The organism is Micrococcus endophyticus, from assembly GCF_014205115.1.
Lineage (GTDB): Bacteria > Actinomycetota > Actinomycetes > Actinomycetales > Micrococcaceae > Micrococcus > Micrococcus endophyticus.
The window spans coordinates 2,486,151-2,503,518 of the sequence record NZ_JACHMW010000001.1; the positions used below are offsets into that span (position 1 = coordinate 2,486,151).

Consider the following 17,368-nt stretch of genomic DNA (forward strand, 5'->3'; position numbering starts at 1 on the left):
CCACCCGGCCCGGCGTGAGTCAGTCGCCGCTCAGGCCCCGGCGGCGGCGAGCACCCGGGCCACGTGGCGGCGGTGCACCTGGTGGATCAGCTCGATCAGCGCGCAGCCGAGCACGGCGATCACCAGGGCGGCCGTCAGCACGTCCGCCGGCGGCAGCTCCATCTGGTGGTACCAGCGGGAGGCCGGCACCAGCACGACGGCGGCCAGCACCGCGTACATCCCCAGGATCAGCACCACCACGCGGCGGGTCAGCGGCCGGGACATCACGCTGAGCACCCACAGGCCCACGAGGGTGAGGGTGATCATGAACGCGGTCTGCTGCTGGGCGAGGTCCACGTGGGCGGCGGTGAGGCGCACGTACGCCTGCAGCGCCACCATGGACAGCAGGATCACCACGCCGGAGGGGATGGCGAAGCGCAGCGCCCGGCCCAGGAACCCGGGCACGTAGCGGCGCGGGTTCGGCAGCAGGGCGAGGAAGAACGTGGGCAGCCCGATCATGATGAAGTCCACGGTGGACGCCTGCCGGGGCAGCAGCGGGAACTGCCAGGCCAGCAGGGAGAACACCACGCCGAACAGCAGGGCGTACGTGGTCTTGGTCAGGTAGATGTGGGCCAGGCGCTCCATGTTCGCGATCACCTGGCGGCCCTCGCCGAGCACGGCGGGCAGACGGTCGAAGCGGCCGTCCAGCAGCACCATCCGGGACACCGCCTTCGTGGCGGGGGCGGCGTTGCCCATGGCGATGCCCAGGTCCGCGGTCTTCAGGGCGAGGGCGTCGTTCACGCCGTCGCCGGTCATGGCCACCACGTGCCCGCGCGACTGCAGGGCCGCCACCATGGCCTTCTTCTGGTCCGGGCTGACGCGGCCGAACACGTCGTGCTCGGCCATGACGTCCGCGAGGGCGGCGGGGTCCTCTGGCAGGGTGCGGCCGTCGTGGGCGTGGCCGGGCACGTCCATGCCCACCTCGCGCGCCACCGCGGCCACGGTGCGGGGGCTGTCCCCGGAGATCACCACGGTGCGCACGCCCTGCGCGTGGAAGTAGCCGAGGGTCTCGGCGGCGTCCGGGCGCACGTTCTCGCGGAACGTCACGACGGCGGCCGGGACGCGTCCGGCGGGCAGCGCGTTCCCGGCCAGGGGCGCGTCGGTGCGGGCCAGCAGCAGCACGCGCAGGCCCTCGTCCGAGAGGGCGTCCGCCTGGGCGCGCACGGCGGCGACGTCGTCCCGGCCGGTCCCGGCCTCGCCCGGCCGGGCGTCGGCGTCGCCCAGCAGGGCCTCGGGGGCGCCGAGCAGCCACGTGCCGGTGGCCGCCCCGACCTCGGGGCCGAACGCGACGGCGGACCACCGGCGGGCCGAGGAGAACGCCACGCGGTCCGCGGGCTCGTGCGGCGGGGCGTCGGCGAAGGGCTCGTGCAGGGCGGCGGCGGTGGGGTTGGCGTCCGGGTCGGCGCCGAACCAGGCGAGCACCGCGCACGCCGCGGCGTCGACGTCGGCCGGGGCGCCGTCGTCGTCCGTGGACGTGGAGGTGGACGGGGACGCGGAGGCGGGGGCGAGGAGCTCGTGGAAGCGCACCCCGCCCTCGGTGAGGGTGCCGGTCTTGTCCAGGCAGACGGTGTCCACGCGGGCGAGGACCTCCACCGCGGGCTGCTCCTGGATGAGGACCTCGTGCTGGGCGAGCTTGAGCGCGGACACCGCGAACGCGATGGTGGTCATCAGGGCCAGGCCCTGAGGGATCATGCTGGTCACGGCGGCCACGGACGCGATCAGGGCGGGCTCGAGGGCGGCCTCGCGCGGCTGGGCCAGGGCGTGCGCCCACCCGCCGACCGCCGTCATCTGGCCGTACACGATCACCGCGATGATGGGCACCAGGCCGATCGTCAGCCAGCGGGCCACCTTCTCCAGGGCGCCGCGCAGCTCGGAGCGGATCGCCGAGAACCGGCGGGCCTCCGCGCTGAGCCGGGCGGCGTGCGAGGCCGGGCCCACCGCCGTCGCGCGCACGAGCCCGGTGCCGGCCACCACGGACGAGCCGGAGAGCACGGCGTCCCCGGGGGCCTTGGGCACGGGGTCGTTCTCGCCGGTGAGCAGCGCCTCGTCCAGGTCCAGGCCGTCCGAGGCGAGCACCTCGCCGTCCACGGGCACCTGGTCGCCGCGGCGCAGCACCACGACGTCGTCGCGCACGATCCGCGCCATCGGCAGGGACACGCGGGCCCCGTCCCGGACGACGACGGCGTCGTCCTGGTGCAGCAGCGCGATCCGGTCCAGCTTGCGCTTGGCCGAGTACTCCTGGACGACGCCGATCACCACGTTGGCGATCGCCGCCAGGGAGAACAGCAGGTCCAGCCAGCGGCCCAGGGAGATCACGACGACGGCGCACAGTGCGATCGCCAGATTGAACAGCGTGAGCACGTGCACGCGCAGGATCTCGGCCAGCGAGCGGGAGGTGTCCTTCGACTGCTCGTTCGTCAGGCCCGCGGCCTCGCGCTCCGCGACCTCCGCCGAGGTCAGCCCGGAGACCCCGGACAGCGCACCCGGTGCGGCGGCGGGCGGGGGCGCGGGAGCGGGCGGCGTCATGGCTCAGACGCTACCGACTCCGGCGGGCCGGACACATCAGACCCAGGGGTGAATCGCGCCTCAGACCGGGGTGGGGGCGGGGCCCCGGGGGTGGGGCGGGGGCTCACTCGCCGGTCTGGCCGTCGACCGCCTCGCGCAGCAGGTCCGCGTGGCCGCAGTGCCGGCCGTACTCCTCGATCATGTGCGTGAGGATCCAGCGCAGGGACACCGGGTCCCGCCCCTCCCGGATCCGGTGGGTCCGCGCCAGGGCGGCCGCGCCGTCGTCGTCCGCGCCGGCCAGCAGGTCCACCACGGTCTGCCGGGAGCGCGCCACCTGGTCCGACCACACGGCGCGCAGGTCGTCCGCGGAGTCCTGGGCGGCGCTGTGCCAGTCCCAGTCCGGGTCCGCGTCCCAGTCCGCGGAGACCCACGGCTCCGAGGTCGGCTCGCCGAGGGCGACGGCCTCGAACCACCAGAACTCCACGAACGCGAGGTGCTTGAGCATCCCGCCGAGCGTCATCTCGGAGGGGTGGCCGGGCAGGCGGCGGTGCAGCGCCTCGGTGTCCAGGCCCGAGCACTTCCACTCGAGGCTGGCCCGCAGGAAGTCGAGGAAGCCGAGCAGGGTGGCGGCCTCGCCGGCGGCGGCCGGCGGCTCGGGACGGCCCTGCTCGTCGTAGAACACGGTGGTCATGGGCGCCAGGCTACGCCCCACCCCAGTTTTCGTTCGGGAAACGGCGCGTCCGGGGGCGGCTGCACCGCACGGTGGCGAGCCGCTGAGCCCCGCCGTCGTGAGCTGCCTGGGGATCCGAACCCGAGGACAGCTTGACGTCATCTATAGATACGCCGTGTACTTAGATACATGAGCCCACTCCCTGGCGACGGCGCCCCCGCTTCCGCAGGCCCCCGCCCCTGGCCCGCAGCCTGGTTGCGCGCCGCGCTCGAGCCCGCGATCCTCGGCGCGCTCACGGCCGGGCCGCTGCACGGCTACGGGATCGCCCAGACCCTCGCCGCCCGCGGCTTCGGCACGCTCCGCGGCGGCTCGCTCTACCCCGTGCTCGCCCGCCTCGAGGAGGCCGGCCACGTCAGCACCCGCTGGGTGGAGGGCCAGGGCGGTCCCGGCCGCAAGGACTACGCCCTCACCGACGCCGGCCGCGCCGCGTACGCCGACGCCGTCGCCTCCTTCCGGGCCCTCGGCGCCGCGCTCGCGGCCCTGGGCGCTGAGGGGGAGGCCGGTGCCGACGGCGGTACCGCCGAATCCGTCCCCGCTCCCGATCCGCAGGAGGTCACCCGATGAACGACGCCACCGCCCGCTCCGCCGCCCGCGCGGCCGAGGCCGACTGGCTGCGCGCGGCCGCCGCCGCGCTGGCCGCCGAGGAGGTCGCCCCGGCGCACCGCCGCCGTCTGCTGGCGGAGGCGCGGGCCGTCGTCGTGGCCACCCAGGAGGACCCGGAGGAGCTCTTCGGGGCGCCCGAGGACTGGGCTGCTCAGGCGTGCGCGGACGCCGCCGAGGCCGGCGAGCCCCTCACAGACGCGCGCATCACCACGGGTGCGGATGTGCTCAGGGTGGGCTTCGTCCTGGCGGGTGCGGGTGCGCTGCTGGCCTTCCTGCTGACCCTCCTGAAGGACGGGCTCACCACGGACGTCTCCCTCGGCGTGCTGCTGGTGCCGCCGGTGGTCGGCGTGGGCGGAATGGGCGTGCTGTGGGGGTGGGAGCGGCTGCAGCGGCACGTGCCCACGGTGGCGGCCGCCGGTGCGGCAGTCTGCCTGGCCGGCGCACTGCTCGCGGCCCTGGCCGTGCTCATGGTGAGCGTCGGCGACGCCGGGCTCGCCGCGGGCGTCAGCTCCTTCGTGTGGCTCGGCGTCGCCGCGGTGTGCGGCGTGCTGTCTTGGGTGGCCGCCCGGCTGCTCCCGGAGCGGGACGCGGACCAGGGCCTCACGCCGGACTCGGAGGAGGAGTGGGCCGCTCGCCTCGCGTTCCTGCTGCGCTCCCGCGCCGACGTGCCGGAGGGCAGGGTGGGCGAGATCGTGGCCGAGGCCCGTGCCCACGCCGCCGACGCCGGCACCACCCTGGCCGAGGAGTTCGGCTCGCCCGCCTCCTACGCCGCGCGGGTGCCGCGGGACCGCGTCCACCGCGCGCGCACGACGGCGGCGCTCACCACCGTCGCCGCGGCTGCGGTGGTGGGTGCCATGGTCGGCGTCCTCGTGCCGAAGGGTGAGGCGCAGTGGTGGCACTGGCTGGTGGCCGCCGGCACGGTGGCCGCCGCCGTCCTCGCCTGGGTGGATGTGCGCCGCGCGGCCGCAGGCCGGACTGATGAAGGAGGACAGTGATGACCCGCCGTGAACCCCCGCTGCCGGACCTGCTGGAGCGCTTCGCCGCCGCGCGCGGCGTGTCGGCGGATGGGGACTGGGCCGCCGCGGCCGCGGGCCGCTTCCTGCTGGACGACGTCCGGGAGGAGATCGTGGTGCGCGAGCTGACGGAGGCGCTGGCCGTCGTCGTGGGCTCCGGGCAGGGACCGGAGGAGCTCTTCGGTCCGGCCGTGGGCTGGGCCCGGGAGCGCACGGCGGAGTCGAGCGCGGCCGGGGAGCCGGTGCTGGCCACGGACCCGTCGCTGACGTGGCGGGCGGCACCGTGCAACGCGCTGATCATCGCCGCACTGTTCTCCGTGCCGTTCGCCGTCGTGTTCGCGTTCCGGGACGGCTCCACCGTGGACTACACATGGGGCCACCTGCTGTTCCCGTTGGTGCTCGCCGTGGTGATGACGGTGGTCATCACCCTGTGGTCCAGGACCATCCTCCGGCGTTCCTTCTCGGCCACGGCGGGCATCGTGGCGGCGGGCGCGGTGCCACTGGTGGTCGGGGCGGGGTTCCTGCTGCCCTGGCTCTCGGAGCAGCCGCTGTTCACGGGCTCCGTGGGGTGGCATGCGGCGATCGTGGCCGGCTATCTGGGCCTGGGTGCGCTGGGCTTCTGGCGACTGCCCACGGACGACGTCCCGGACGCCACCACGGCGCAGACCCCCGACGACGACGCCTGGGCCCTCGTGCTCGGCGGCGTCCTGCGCTCGAAGCTCGCCTACTCGGACGCGCGCGTGCGGGAGGTGGTGGACGAGGCCCGCGCGCACGCCGCGGCGTCCGGCCGTCCGCTGGCCGAGGAGTTCGGCACACCGCAGGACTACGCGGCGCGGTTCCGCCCGGACCGCGGCCGGCGGCTGCGCTGGGAGGCGCTCCTGCTCACCGCGGTGGCCGTGTACTGGGTCGGGAAGCTGTGGGCGCAGCTGGCCGACCGGTCCGCTCCGCCGGACTGGTGGGCGGTGGCAGGCGCGGTGATCATGCCGCTGATCGCGTGGCGGGCGTGGCGGATGCGTGGGCGCGCGGCCGCCTGACCCCTGCCCCGGGCCCCGCGCGTCACGACCTCGCGGCCTCCTCTCAGCCCTCCGCCCGCGGCGGATCCACCACGAGCCGCACCCGCGGGCTCGCCTGCTCGGCGGCGTCCTCCTGGGTCTCGGCGATCCGGCGGCCGCCTACGACCAGCTGCAGGACCACGGCGTCACGTTCCTGCCCGGCGTGCCCACCATGCACGGGGCGTTCCTCTCCGTGGCCCGGGCCCGCCGTGAGGCCGGGGCCGAGCCGGCGGACTTCTCCCGGCTGCGCATGCCCCTCTCCGGCGGTGCGAGCCTGCCGGTGGAGACGCTGCACGCCGCCGAGAAGCTGTACGGCGTGCCCGTGTTGGAGGGCTATGGGCTGTCCGAGAAGGCGGGCGCGTGCTTCTTCAACCCCGTGGACGCGCCGACCCGCCCGGGCACCGTGGGCCGGCCGGTGGACGGCTTCGAGTTCCGGATCGTCGCGATGGACGGCACCGAGGTGCCCGAGGAGGACCACGAGACCTCCAGTGAGCTTGCGCATCCGGGGCGAGGGCATCATGGCCGGCTACTGGGGCCGCCCGGAGGACACGGAGGCGGCGTTCGACGAGGACGGCTGGTTCCGCACCGGGGACATCGCCCGCCGGGACGAGGCCGGGTACGTGATGATCGTGGACCGGCTCAAGGACGTGATCATCCGCGGCGGCATGAACGTGTACCCCCGCGAGGTGGAGGAGGTCCTCTACGAGCACCCGGACGTGGTCGAGGCCGCCGTGGTGGGTGTGTCCGACGAGCGGCTGGGCGAGGAGATCGCCGCCTTCGTCTCGCTGGCCCCGGGCAGCGCCGCCACGGGGGAGCAGCTCCAGGCGTTCGCGGCCGAGCGTCTGGCCCGCTACAAGCAGCCGCGGGAGGTGACCGTCCTGGACGGACTGCCGAAGAACGCCACGGGCAAGATCCTGCGCCGCGAGCTGCGTCAGGGGTGAGGGGCGCCGGGCGGTCCGGGCGCAGGTCGTCTGGTCTGAGCGAGAGGAACGACGGACAGATGACCTCTCGCTACGCTCCCGGTATGACTCAGCCGCTCGCCCACCCGCCCAAGGCCCAGCCGGGCGAGAGGATCGCCGTCGTCTCGCCGTCGTTCGCCGCCCCCGGGTTCGCGCCCGCGGTGCACGAGCAGGCGATGCGTCGGCTGCGCGGGCTCACCGGCCTGGAGCCGGTCGAGTACCCGACCACCCGTGAGCTCGGCGCGAGCCCCGAGGACCGTGCCCGTGACCTGAACGCGGCGTTCGCGGACCCGCGGATCCGGGCGGTGTTCGCCACGGTGGGCGGGGAGGACCAGGTCACCGTGATCGGCCACCTGGACGCGGCGGCGGTACGCGCCGATCCCAAGCCGTTCCTCGGCTACAGCGACAACACCAACCTGCACCAGTGGCTGTGGGCGAACGGCGTGGCGAGCTTCCACGGCGGGTCCACGCAGGTGCACCTGGGGCCGGGACCGACTGTGGATGAGGTGCACACCGCGTCCCTGCGAGCCGCCCTGCTGACGGGAGGGCGGCTGGAGATCACGGAGCCGGGCGAGTCCGAGGACGTCGGCGTGGACTGGCAGGATCCGCGGGCGCTCACGGACTTCGGAGAGCGGGAGCCGGTGGTGGCCGACGACGACGGCGGCGGGCCCGGTGCCTCCCCGTGGCGGTGGGCCGGCCCGGAGCGGTCCGTGACGGGCCGGACGTGGGGCGGCAACCTGGAGGTGCTGCAGTGGGTGCTGGCGGCCGGCCGCGGCCCGGCCGACGTGGCGGCGCTGCGCGGCGGGGTGCTCCTGCTGGAGACCAGCGAGGAGATGCCGAGCGCCACGGACGTGCGGCGCATGCTGCGCGTGCTGGGGGAGCGGGGGATCCTCGGCGAGGTGGCCGCCGTGCTGGCGGCCCGCCCGCCGGTCAGCGACTTCGACGTGCGCCCGGACGCCGAGGAGCGGGCGCGGCTACGGCGCGCGCAGGCCGACGTGATGGTCGAGACCGTGCACCGCTACAACCCCGACGCCGCGGTGTGCGTGGGCGTGCCCTTCGGCCACACACGACCGCAGTGGATCCTCCCGCACGGCGGCGAGATGACCGTGGACGGGGTGGAGAAGCGGGTGTGGGCGGAGTTCGGGTGAGGGGTCTGGACATGGCGGGCGGCGAGGCCGCCGTCGCCTGGATCCTGGGTGCGCTGCGTCGCGAGCTGGGGGCGGCGAACCTCGGCGAGGAGGACCTGGAGATCGTGGTCGAGCGCGATCGTGTCTGGGGCTCCCTGTGGACCGTCACGGCCCAGGGGAGGCGGTTCTGGTTCAAGCGGCCGCACGCGTGCCTGCGGCGGGAGGTGCAGCTGCGTCGGGTGTTGAGCGCGCGGGCGCCGGGCGAGCTCCTGTCGACCGTCGCCGCCTGCGCCGAGACCGGCTGGCAGCTCACCGCGGACCAGGGGCCCGTGCTGGCCCAGCGCGCCCGCGAGGACGGACCGTCCCACTACGTGGAACTGGCCCGATCCCTGGCGCGCGTGCAGAAGTCGTTGACCGCCGCCGACGTCGCTGAGCTGCGGAACATCGGCCTGCCGGTCTTCGAGACCGGCGACGCCGTCGCCCGCCTCGACGAGCAGCTCGGCTGGTTCTCGGGGCTGCCCGCGGGGCATCCGGCGCAGTGCACCGTGGCGGAGCGGGAGCGAGCGATCGAGGGGATGAGCGTGGTGGTGGAGCGATGGGCTGTGGATGCCCGAATGCTTGAGGGCGTGGTGCCGGAGCTGAGCGTGGACCACAACGACCTCCACGGCGGCAACGCCTTCGTGACGGCCGAGGGCGTGCGACTCAGCGACTGGGGCGACACCGTGCTGGCACACCCCTTCGCGAGCCTGCGCGCCCTGCTGGTGCCAGTGCGGAACGTCTTCGAGACGGAGGCCATGGAGCAGATCCGCGGTGCCTACCTCGCCGAATGGGGGTTGGGTGAGGACGTCGGAGACGTCCTGGACCTGGCCATGATGCTCGCGGTTCCACAGCGGCTCTCGTGCTGGTCGGCGCTCGCGGACGCCGACGCATGGGCCGAGTACGCCGAGTACATCGCCCCGTTGTGGCGCGAGATCGGAACGCCGGTGGCGGAGGTCGAGGTGCCGTAGGGCTGGACGGCTTGATGCGATGGGGCGTCGAGCGCGCTGGAGCCACCATGCGTACTGCACTCGGTGATCGAGCCGTGCTCGCGATCCTCCGCTCCGTGCACCACGGCGCGTCCGTTACGCTGCCCGATAAGTGGGCCGCATGGTGGCGTCCCCGGGCGAAGGAGCGATCGTGGTGGAGCCTGCAGGCCTGCGAAATGACGCTATCCGATGGTTGGCAGAACGCACCCTCGATGGTCAGCTTTCCGTGACTCGGGAGGACCTGGCGGACTATCGCTGGGACGGCGAGAAGTTCCCTCTGATTTCGACCATGCAAGGCATTCGGCGTCCGGCCGGGTGGAGTGCCACACTGTCGATTCGCACCGCCTTTCGCCGATCCGGAGAGACGCGCCCTTACGAGGATGAAATCGGAGATGATGGGCTGATCCGCTACAAGTGGCGTGGTGACAACCCGCAACAGCCCGAGAACGTGGGCCTGCGGAACGCTATGCATCAACGTCTTCCCATCATCTGGTTCATTGGCATTTCCATGAACCCTGCTCAATACCAAGTGATCTCCCCGGTGTACATCCTCGGAGAAGAGCCAGAGCGGCAGCAGTTCGTCATGGCTCCCTTCGCAGAGGAGGACTACGTTCCGGACCTCATGACGGGCTCCGTCATGGAGTCTTCCCTCAAGCGGTACCTCAAGCGCGAGACGACGGTGCGCCTTCACCAGCCGCTCTTTCGTTCCACAGTCCTGGCGGCGTATGGAAACCACTGCTCAGTCTGCAATTTTGCGCATCCAGAGCTGTTGGACGCCGCCCACATCGTTCCTGACCGCGAAGTGCACGGCCTTCCGACCGTGACCAATGGGATTGCGCTGTGCAAGATCCACCATGCGGCGTTTGACCGCAGATTCCTTGGACTCCGACCGACTCAAGGCAGGCCGGTGGTCGAGATTCAGCAGGATCTTCTCGACGAAGTTGATGGCCCGATGTTGCGGCATGGACTCCAGGACCTCCACGGTAAGCCGGTCATGACGATGCCGAAGCGCCGGGTCGATTATCCGAGTAACGAGAACCTCGCATGGGCGTATGCGGAGTTCACCCGGGCGGGCCGCGCAGCCTGATAGCGCGCCAGCGGGTCTCCTGCACCTCATGTTCGACATAGGCCAGAGCAGCAGCTCGCTGCCGCCACCGCAGGCCCGGCCGCCCACCCTGGCCAAGACCCCGCCGCGGGCGATGGACTGGGAGGACCGGCATCCCCGTCGCAGGAATTCCAGCAGCAGCACCCGCAGCACCCCAGGGAGGCACCCATGAAGACCATCGCCGCGGTCGCCACCGCCGCCGAGACCCCGCTGACCATCACCGAGGTCGAGATCGACGACCTCCGCGCCGACGAGCTACGCATCCGCATGGTCGCCTCCGGCGTCTGCCACACCGACGCGATCGTCCGCGACCAGTGGTACCCCACCCCGCTGCCCGCCGTCCTCGGGCACGAGGGCGCGGGCGTCGTCGAGGAGGTGGGCGACGGCGTCACCGGCTTCGCCCCCGGCGACCGCGTGCTGCTCTCCTTCAGCTCCTGCGGCCACTGCCGCGCCTGCCACGAGGGCCAGCCCGCCTACTGCGCGGACATGTTCGCACTGAACTTCGGCGGGCGTCGCCTCGAGGACGGCAGCACCTCCTACACCCTCGACGGCGACCAGGTCTCCTCGCACTTCTTCGGCCAGTCCTCGTTCGCGCAGCTGGCGAACGTCCCGGCGCGCTGCGCCGTGAAGGTGGACGACGACGCCCCGCTGGAGCTGCTCGCCCCACTGGGCTGCGGCATCCAGACCGGTGCCGGCGCTGTGCTGAACGTGCTCCGACCGGAGCCGGGCTCGTCGATCGTCGTGTTCGGCGCGGGCGCCGTGGGGCTCTCCGCCGTGATGGCCGCGAAGGTGGCCCGCTGCGGCACGATCATCGCCGTGGACATGCACCCGGACCGCCTGCGCCTGGCCGAGGAGCTCGGCGCAACCCACACACTCCAGGCCGGCGAGCCCGTGGCCGAGCGCATCCGCGAGCTCACGGACGGCGGCACGGAGTACGCCGTGGACACCACCGGCGTCGCCGCGATCTTCGGCGACAACGTGGATGCCCTCGCCCCGCGCGGCGTGCTGGGCGTGGTCGGCGCCGCCGCGCTCGGCACCGAGGCGAGCTTCGACATCGGCACCAACCTGCCCAAGGGCATCACCATCCACACGATCGTGGAGGGCGAGTCCATCCCGCAGGTCTTCATCCCGCGCCTCATGGCCCTGCACGCCGCCGGCGAGTTCCCGTTCGACCGGCTCGTGAAGTCCTACCCCTTCGCGCAGATCAACCAGGCGTTCGAGGACTCCAAGTCCGGGGAGACTCTCAAGCCCGTGGTCGTCTTCGACCAGGCCTGACCCCGCCGGCTCCGTCCCGCGCCGGTTCAGCCGCCGCGCGGGCCCGTCCGCGTCCCGCGCCCTCCCGCCCCTGACAACCCGGGCGCCCGCCGCCTAGCGTCGGGAGCACGCACCGCACCCGTCCCCGAACCTCGAGGAGCATCCCCATGAGCCCCACCACGCACGCCGCCGCCACCTTCCACGGCAACGACGTCAGCAAGCAGTTCATCGCCGGGCAGTGGCGCGACGGCGCGGCCGGCAGCACCAAGCAGGACGTGAACCCCTACGACGACGCCGTCGTCGCCGAGTTCGCCCTCGCCTCCGAGGCAGACCTGGACGAGGCCTACCGGGCCGCCGCCGAGGCGCAGAGGGAGTGGGCCGCCGTCGCCCCCGGCAAGCGGGCCGCCGTGCTGCGCCGCGCCGCCGAGCTGCTCGAGGAGCGCCGCGCGGAGATCGTGGACTGGCTCGTGAAGGAGTCCGGCTCCACCGTGATCAAGGCGAACATCGAGGTCTCCCTCGCCGCCGGCATCACCCAGGAGGCGGCCTCGTTCCCCTCCCGCGTGCACGGCACCATCCACCCCTCCAACACCCCGGACCGCGAGATGCGCGTCTACCGCAAGCCGGTCGGCGTCGTCGGGGTGATCTCCCCGTGGAATTTCCCGTTGCACCTGTCCCAGCGCTCCGTGGCGCCCGCCCTGGCCCTGGGCAACGCCGTGGTCATCAAGCCGGCCTCGGACACGCCCGTCACCGGCGGCACCCTGATCGCGCGCATCTTCGAGGAGGCCGGCCTGCCCGCCGGCGTGCTCTCCGTGGTGGTCGGCGCCGGCTCCGAGATCGGCGACGCCTTCGTGAAGCACCCCGTGCCGCGTCTGATCTCCTTCACCGGGTCGACGCCGGTCGGCAAGCAGGTCGGCGCCAACGCCGTCTCCGGGGACCACATCAAGAAGGTGGCGCTGGAGCTGGGCGGCAACGCGCCCGTCGTCGTGCTGGACGATGCAGACCTCGACGCCGCCGTCGAGCAGTCCGTCACCGGCGGCTACCTGCACTCCGGCCAGATCTGCATGTCCGTGCAGCGCGTGATCGTGGACGAGAAGGTCTACGACGAGTTCCTGCCCAAGTACGAGGGCGCCGTGAAGTCCCTGAAGTTCGGCGACCCCCGCGAGGAGGGCGTGCTCGTGGGCCCCGTGGTCAACGACCAGCAGCTCGAGACCCTCAAGAAGAAGATCGCCTCCGCGGAGGCCGACGGCGCCCGCGCGCTCGTCTCCGGGGAGATCGAGGGCCGTGTGGTGCCGCCGTTCCTGTGGGTGGACGCCGAGCCGGACATGGAGATCGCCCGCGACGAGATCTTCGGCCCCATGACCGTGGTGCTCAAGGCTCGCGACGAGGCGCACGCCCTCGAGCTCGCCAACGACCACGAGTTCGGCCTGTCCTCCGCCGTGTTCACGCAGGACCTGGACCGCGGCCTGCGCTTCGCCGACGGCCTGGCCGCCGGCATGAGCTTCATCAACGAGATGACCGTGCAGGACGAGGCCCACGTGGCCTTCGGCGGCGCCCGCAACTCCGGCCTGGGCCGGTTCAACGGCGAGTGGGCCATCGAGGAGTTCACCACGGCCCACACCATCGGCGTGAAGCGGCTCGGCTGAGCCGGGCGGGGGCGGCGCCGGCAGACGCCTGCACGTGAGACGAGTCCCGCACAGTTGGGGGTATACCCGTGAGTAACCCCCAACTGTGCGGGACTCGTCGCGGCTCCTGGCGGTGCGGGGGCAGGGCGGCTGGGTGCTCACTCTCCGGGCAGCACCGGCCGGAGCACGACGCCGCGGCGCGCGGCCTGGCGGCGCATCGTGCGGGCCAGGGTGGTCTGGAAGGCGCGCCAACCCGCCGCGGTGAAGACGTCGCCGGCGACCCAGGTGACATCCCAGTCGTCCGCCTCGAGGGCCCGGCGCCGGGCGCGGTCCCGCTGCCACTGCGCCTTGTCGGTCCGGTGCTGGTCCCCGTCGAGCTCCACGACCATGCGCAGCTCCTCCCAGCAGAGGTCCACCCGCTGGCGTGTGCCGTCGGACAGCGTGAGGAGCGGGTTCACGGCCGGCTCCGGGAATCCCGCCAGCTCGAGCCGATGCCGGAGCCGGGACTCGGCGGGGGAGTCGTGGCCGGCGCGGAGCATGCCGGCGGTGAGGCGCGCACGGACGACCCCGCGGACGTTGGACCGCGATGCGGCCGTGCGCTCGAGCCGGGACAGCGTCACCGCACGGTCAGGCAGTCGCTCCAGCCGACGGGCCTCAGCACCGTGCTTCGTGACGAGCAGGCTGTCTCCGGCGACCACCAAGTCCTCCGTGGAGAGCTCCCGGGCGAGGTCCACCCACGTCCAGTCCGGAGTGGTGAGCCGCAGGCCGTGCAGCATGCGGACGGGCGCCCGGGGGTGCAGCCGGTGCGAGCGCACACCCTCGCGCGTCGCGTGGCCCCCTCGACCGGAGTACTTGGCGATGTGAACGGTCTCGTCGACCTCGAGCCGGCTCGGCAGCCACATGCCCCAGACCCGCGCCGCGGTGGCGTGGGAGAACACGCCGGAGGGGTGCAGCTCCTGCAGAACGAGGAGCCGCTCGAGGAACGACGCCTCGCGGCCGCGCGCCGTCCAGAGCGCGCGGCCCTCATGACTGAGGTCATTCGCACGAAGTCGCTCCTGGCCGATGCCTGCCTCCCGCGCCATGCGCGTGGTGAAGAGCGTGGGCGGCCCGTCCGGCTCGTGGCCGGGCGGGGCCGAGGACGGAGACATGGGAGGCAGCGGAGCCGGGGAGCGAGCCATGCCGCCAGGGTGCGCCGGAGGCGGGTGCCGCCGTCGTGGTGGAGGGCCGGGTGTGGAGCCACCGGTCGCCCCTGCGCCCTGTGCAGGAGCCGCGCCCACCCGCCCCGATGGAACGAGTCCCGCACAGCTGGGGGTTACCGGCGGGTATGACCCCAACTGTGCGGGACTCGTCTTCCGGCGCGGGTGGGAATGACGACGGCGGCCCCTCGCCTCGACGCCCCGGGCCGATGGGCTTATCCGCGTGGAATAGGCTCCGCTACGCAGGGCTCGTCGCAAGAACCGCCCCGCCTCACCGCTTCCGGTACAGCCCCTTCTTCTGGAACACCGGCTCGCTCGTCACCAGCATCCCCAGCGAGCGGAAGATCCCCTCGTCCACGGAGCCGAGGATGGTGGTGGTGTGGACGTCGCAGCCCTCGAGGTTCGCGAGCTGTTCCACCGCGGCCTTGGCGTTCGGGTCCGTCGCGGCGGACACGGACAGGGCGATCAGCACCTCGTCCGTGTGCAGGCGCGGATTGGTGGAGCCCAGGTGCACGGTCTTGAGCGTCTGGATGGGCTCGATGGACTCGGGGGTAAGCAGGTGCACCTCGTCCGAGAGGCCGGCCAGCACCTTGAGCGCGTTGAGGAGCATGGCCGCGGAGCAGCCCAGCAGCGCGGAGGTCTTGCCGGTCACCAGGGTGCCGTCCGCCAGCTGCACGGCCGCCCCGGGCTCGCCGGTGCGCTCGGCCACGAGCAGGGACGCGCCCACCACGGGGCGGTCCTCGGAGGTCAGGCCGAGGCGGGACATGATCAGGGCGATGCGCTCGGAGACCTCGTCGCTCTCCCCGTTGGCGGCCTCCTCCACGGCGGCCTTGTACCAGCGGCGGATGATCTCCTGGCGGGCGGCCTGGCGGCAGGCCTCGTCGTCGACGATCGCCGCCCCGGCCATGTTCACGCCCATCTCCGTGGGGGAGCGGTAGGGGGAGGCGCCGGTGAGCTTCTCCAGCAGCGCGGCCAGCAGCGGGAACACCTCGACGTCGCGGTTGTAGCTGGTGACCTGCTCGCCGTGGGCGGCGAGGTGGAAGGGGTCGATGAGGTTGATGTCGTCCAGGTCCGCGGTGGCGGCCTCGTAGGCCACGTTCACCGGGTGCTCCAGCGGCAGGTCCCAGATGGGGAACGTCTCGAACTTCGCGTACGACGACGGGATGTCCCGCTGGTGGTCGTGGTACACCTGGCTCAGGCACGTGGCGAGCTTGCCGGAGCCCGGGCCGGGGGCCGTCACGACGACGAGGTCCCGCGTGGTCTGGGACCACTCGTTCCGCCCGAACCCCTCCTCCGAGACGATGCGCGCGGTGGCGTGCGGGTAGCCGGGGATCACGCGGTGGCGGGCGACCTTCAGGCCCAGCCGTTCGAGCTTCTCCAGGAACGCCAGCGCCCGGTGGTTGGCGTCCTCCAGCTGGGTGACCACCACGTGCTCCACGAGGAAGCCGCGCTCGCGGAACACGTCCACGAGGCGCAGGACGTCGTCCTCGTACGTGATGCCGAGGTCCGCGCGTACCTTGTTCCGCTCGAGGTCCTTGGCGTTGAAGCAGACGAGGATCTCGGTCTCGTCCTTGATGCGCTCGAGCATCGCGATCTTGTTGTCCGGGGTGAACCCGGGCAGGACACGGGAGGCGTGGAGGTCGTCGAAGAGCTTGCCGCCCATCTCCAGGTAGAGCTTGCCGCCGATCTCACGGCGGCGCTCCTGGATGTGCTGCGACTGCAGGTCGATGTACTTCGCGCGGTCGAAGCCGATGCGGCGCAGGGGCGCGGAGGCCGCGCGTCCGTCGGTGGTGCTGGCGGGGAGGGCGGTCTCATGCGTGCCGGTCATGGACTCTCAGCCTAGTCCGTCCGGCGAACGCCGATGCGCACGGTTCCCGCGCCTCGGCAGCCTCGGCCGTCTTGCACCGGCCCCCGCGCCCCGTGCTCACGCGGGCGCGTCAGCCCCGCGCATCGTCCTCGGCGTCGTCGGCGATCCAGTCGTGCTCCGGGTCGTCGTAGCTGCGGGTGCGGCCGGTGCGCAGGTCGGTGACGTCCATGACGCCGGTGGCCGGGTCCAGTCGGACCTGCTGGCGGGAGGCGGGGTCGATGACGGTGATCGTCTGGGTCTCCGGGTCGTACTCGTCCACCCGCACCTGGTCCTCGTACTCCTGCCGCGGCCCGTAGGAGGCGGACCCGGGCTCGCCGTCGTCGTCGAAGGCGTGGTCGCGGGTGTAGGCGTCCTCGACGGCGTCGTAGTGGTAGCCGGCGGGCGCGGGCGGGTGGTGGACGGCCCGGTCCGCGATCGCCTCCGCCTCGCCGACGTCCATGCCCCCGGGCCCCGAGGCCGAGCGCAGGCGGCGCTCGCGGGCGCGCTCCACGCGGCGCGCGGCGGCGTCCTGCGCCTGGGTGGCCAGCCGCCGCAGCCGGTCCAGGGACTCCTTGTCCTGGCTGATGTCCGCCCCGAACAGCCGCCACTGGTACCGGTAGGCGAGCATGCGCACGGCGAAGATCAGGAACGCGATCAGGAAGCCCGTGAAGGCGTTGAGCACCCCGTTCATCGCGGCGATGGTGGCCACGGTGGCGCCCACGAAGGTCGGCATCACGTAGACGCCGCGCGGGTCGAAGATGGACGGGACCTCGTTGGCGACGATGTCCCGCAGCACCCCGCCGCCGAGCGCCGCGACCATGGCCACCACCACGGTGGACACCGGGTGCACGTCCATCGAGTGCGCGATCAGCACGCCGGAGACCGTGAACAGCGCGAGGCCGCCGGCGTCGAAGAGGGTGATGGTGAGGTTCAGCCGGTTCGGATGGAGCGCCTTGACGTACACGAGCAGCGAGACCAGCACGGGCGGTGCCAGGTAGATCGGGTTCTCCAGGGACGCGGGCAGGCCGCGGTCCAGGAGGATGTCGCGCGTGAAGCCGCCGCCGAGCCCGGCGAGTAGGGCGAGCGCCATCGAGCCGACCAGGTCGAACTCCTTGCGGGAGGCCAGCAGCGCACCCGAGGTGGCGAAGAAGAAGATGCCGATCAGGTCCAGGGTGGTCAGCAGCCACGGCACGTCGGAGAGGTCGGCGAAGAACTGCTGGACGTCCACAGCGGCTCCTTCCGTCGGGTCCGGGGGTTCACCGGCCATTGTCCCGTGCGGCCCGCGCGGTGGC

At 72.9% G+C, this 17,368-nt stretch carries 14 protein-coding genes and 1 pseudogene; 10 read left to right on the forward strand and 5 right to left on the reverse strand.

Annotated elements, in window-relative coordinates; all coding sequences use genetic code 11:
• Positions 1-30: 30 nt before the first annotated feature.
• A complete protein-coding gene (locus tag HDA33_RS11525) occupies positions 31-2,565 on the reverse strand; it encodes an HAD-IC family P-type ATPase (RefSeq protein ID WP_184173359.1) in 2,535 nt (844 codons plus the stop codon).
• 103 nt (positions 2,566-2,668) lie between these two features.
• Positions 2,669-3,235: a DinB family protein gene (locus HDA33_RS11530; protein WP_184173361.1), complete on the reverse strand. Its 567-nt coding sequence runs from the start codon at positions 3,233-3,235 to the stop codon at positions 2,669-2,671.
• A gap of 168 nt (positions 3,236-3,403) precedes the next feature.
• Here HDA33_RS11530 and HDA33_RS11535 point away from each other — a divergent pair, with 168 nt between their 5' ends.
• From HDA33_RS11535 to HDA33_RS11580, 10 genes and pseudogenes are all read left to right on the forward strand, one after another.
• Positions 3,404-3,838: a PadR family transcriptional regulator gene (locus HDA33_RS11535; protein WP_184173363.1), complete on the forward strand. Its 435-nt coding sequence runs from the start codon at positions 3,404-3,406 to the stop codon at positions 3,836-3,838.
• A complete protein-coding gene (locus tag HDA33_RS11540) occupies positions 3,835-4,872 on the forward strand; it encodes a hypothetical protein (RefSeq protein ID WP_184173365.1) in 1,038 nt (345 codons plus the stop codon). The genes HDA33_RS11535 and HDA33_RS11540 overlap by 4 nt, the downstream gene beginning before the upstream one ends.
• Complete coding sequence (locus HDA33_RS11545) at positions 4,872-5,924, forward strand: hypothetical protein (protein WP_184173367.1); 1,053 nt, start codon at positions 4,872-4,874, stop codon at positions 5,922-5,924. The genes HDA33_RS11540 and HDA33_RS11545 overlap by 1 nt, the downstream gene beginning before the upstream one ends.
• 181 nt (positions 5,925-6,105) lie before the next feature.
• Positions 6,106-6,354: pseudogene (locus tag HDA33_RS13115) on the forward strand (AMP-binding protein); the annotation flags it as partial.
• Positions 6,355-6,430: 76 nt separating this feature from the next.
• Positions 6,431-6,883 carry an AMP-binding enzyme gene (locus HDA33_RS12970; RefSeq protein ID WP_184173369.1) on the forward strand — a complete coding sequence of 151 codons (453 nt, stop codon included), beginning with the start codon at positions 6,431-6,433 and terminating at the stop codon, positions 6,881-6,883.
• Positions 6,884-6,966: 83 nt separating this feature from the next.
• The gene (locus HDA33_RS11560; RefSeq protein ID WP_184173947.1) at positions 6,967-8,049 is read left to right on the forward strand and encodes a S66 family peptidase; all 1,083 of its coding nucleotides are present in this window, start codon (positions 6,967-6,969) and stop codon (positions 8,047-8,049) included.
• Positions 8,050-8,060: 11 nt separating this feature from the next.
• Positions 8,061-9,035 (forward strand): phosphotransferase, encoded by a 975-nt coding sequence (locus HDA33_RS11565; protein ID WP_184173371.1) that lies wholly within the window; start codon positions 8,061-8,063, stop codon positions 9,033-9,035.
• Positions 9,036-9,204: 169 nt separating this feature from the next.
• A complete protein-coding gene (locus HDA33_RS11570) occupies positions 9,205-10,140 on the forward strand; it encodes an HNH endonuclease (protein WP_261982208.1) in 936 nt (311 codons plus the stop codon).
• A gap of 186 nt (positions 10,141-10,326) precedes the next feature.
• Entirely contained in the window at positions 10,327-11,433 is a 1,107-nt protein-coding gene (locus HDA33_RS11575) for an NAD(P)-dependent alcohol dehydrogenase (protein ID WP_184173373.1), read from the forward strand.
• Positions 11,434-11,579: 146 nt separating this feature from the next.
• Positions 11,580-13,055 carry an aldehyde dehydrogenase family protein gene (locus HDA33_RS11580; RefSeq protein ID WP_184173375.1) on the forward strand — a complete coding sequence of 492 codons (1,476 nt, stop codon included), beginning with the start codon at positions 11,580-11,582 and terminating at the stop codon, positions 13,053-13,055.
• 137 nt (positions 13,056-13,192) lie between these two features.
• Here HDA33_RS11580 and HDA33_RS11585 read toward each other — a convergent pair whose 3' ends face one another.
• The 3 genes from HDA33_RS11585 to HDA33_RS11595 all read right to left on the reverse strand — a co-directional run bounded on the left by HDA33_RS11585 (position 13,193) and on the right by HDA33_RS11595 (position 17,304).
• Complete coding sequence (locus HDA33_RS11585) at positions 13,193-14,182, reverse strand: DUF559 domain-containing protein (RefSeq protein ID WP_184173377.1); 990 nt, start codon at positions 14,180-14,182, stop codon at positions 13,193-13,195.
• A 319-nt stretch (positions 14,183-14,501) separates the two neighbouring features.
• On the reverse strand, positions 14,502-16,058 hold the full coding sequence (locus tag HDA33_RS11590) for a DUF1846 domain-containing protein (protein ID WP_184173379.1): 1,557 nt from the start codon (positions 16,056-16,058) through the stop codon (positions 14,502-14,504).
• A gap of 109 nt (positions 16,059-16,167) precedes the next feature.
• A complete protein-coding gene (locus HDA33_RS11595; RefSeq protein ID WP_158493970.1) occupies positions 16,168-17,304 on the reverse strand; it encodes a trimeric intracellular cation channel family protein in 1,137 nt (378 codons plus the stop codon).
• Positions 17,305-17,368: the final 64 nt, after the last annotated feature.

What these genes read in the sequence shown, in the direction of transcription:
- HDA33_RS11525 (WP_184173359.1), bottom strand. Translation starts at nt 2,565, where the DNA reads ATGACGCCGCCCGCTCCCGCGCCCCCGCCCGCCGCCGCACCGGGTGCG.
- HDA33_RS11530 (WP_184173361.1), bottom strand. Translation starts at nt 3,235, where the DNA reads ATGACCACCGTGTTCTACGACGAGCAGGGCCGTCCCGAGCCGCCGGCC.
- HDA33_RS11535 (WP_184173363.1), top strand. Translation starts at nt 3,404, where the DNA reads ATGAGCCCACTCCCTGGCGACGGCGCCCCCGCTTCCGCAGGCCCCCGC.
- HDA33_RS11540 (WP_184173365.1), top strand. Translation starts at nt 3,835, where the DNA reads ATGAACGACGCCACCGCCCGCTCCGCCGCCCGCGCGGCCGAGGCCGAC.
- HDA33_RS11545 (WP_184173367.1), top strand. Translation starts at nt 4,872, where the DNA reads ATGACCCGCCGTGAACCCCCGCTGCCGGACCTGCTGGAGCGCTTCGCC.
- HDA33_RS11560 (WP_184173947.1), top strand. Translation starts at nt 6,967, where the DNA reads ATGACTCAGCCGCTCGCCCACCCGCCCAAGGCCCAGCCGGGCGAGAGG.
- HDA33_RS11565 (WP_184173371.1), top strand. Translation starts at nt 8,061, where the DNA reads ATGGCGGGCGGCGAGGCCGCCGTCGCCTGGATCCTGGGTGCGCTGCGT.
- HDA33_RS11575 (WP_184173373.1), top strand. Translation starts at nt 10,327, where the DNA reads ATGAAGACCATCGCCGCGGTCGCCACCGCCGCCGAGACCCCGCTGACC.
- HDA33_RS11580 (WP_184173375.1), top strand. Translation starts at nt 11,580, where the DNA reads ATGAGCCCCACCACGCACGCCGCCGCCACCTTCCACGGCAACGACGTC.
- HDA33_RS11585 (WP_184173377.1), bottom strand. Translation starts at nt 14,182, where the DNA reads ATGTCTCCGTCCTCGGCCCCGCCCGGCCACGAGCCGGACGGGCCGCCC.
- HDA33_RS11590 (WP_184173379.1), bottom strand. Translation starts at nt 16,058, where the DNA reads ATGACCGGCACGCATGAGACCGCCCTCCCCGCCAGCACCACCGACGGA.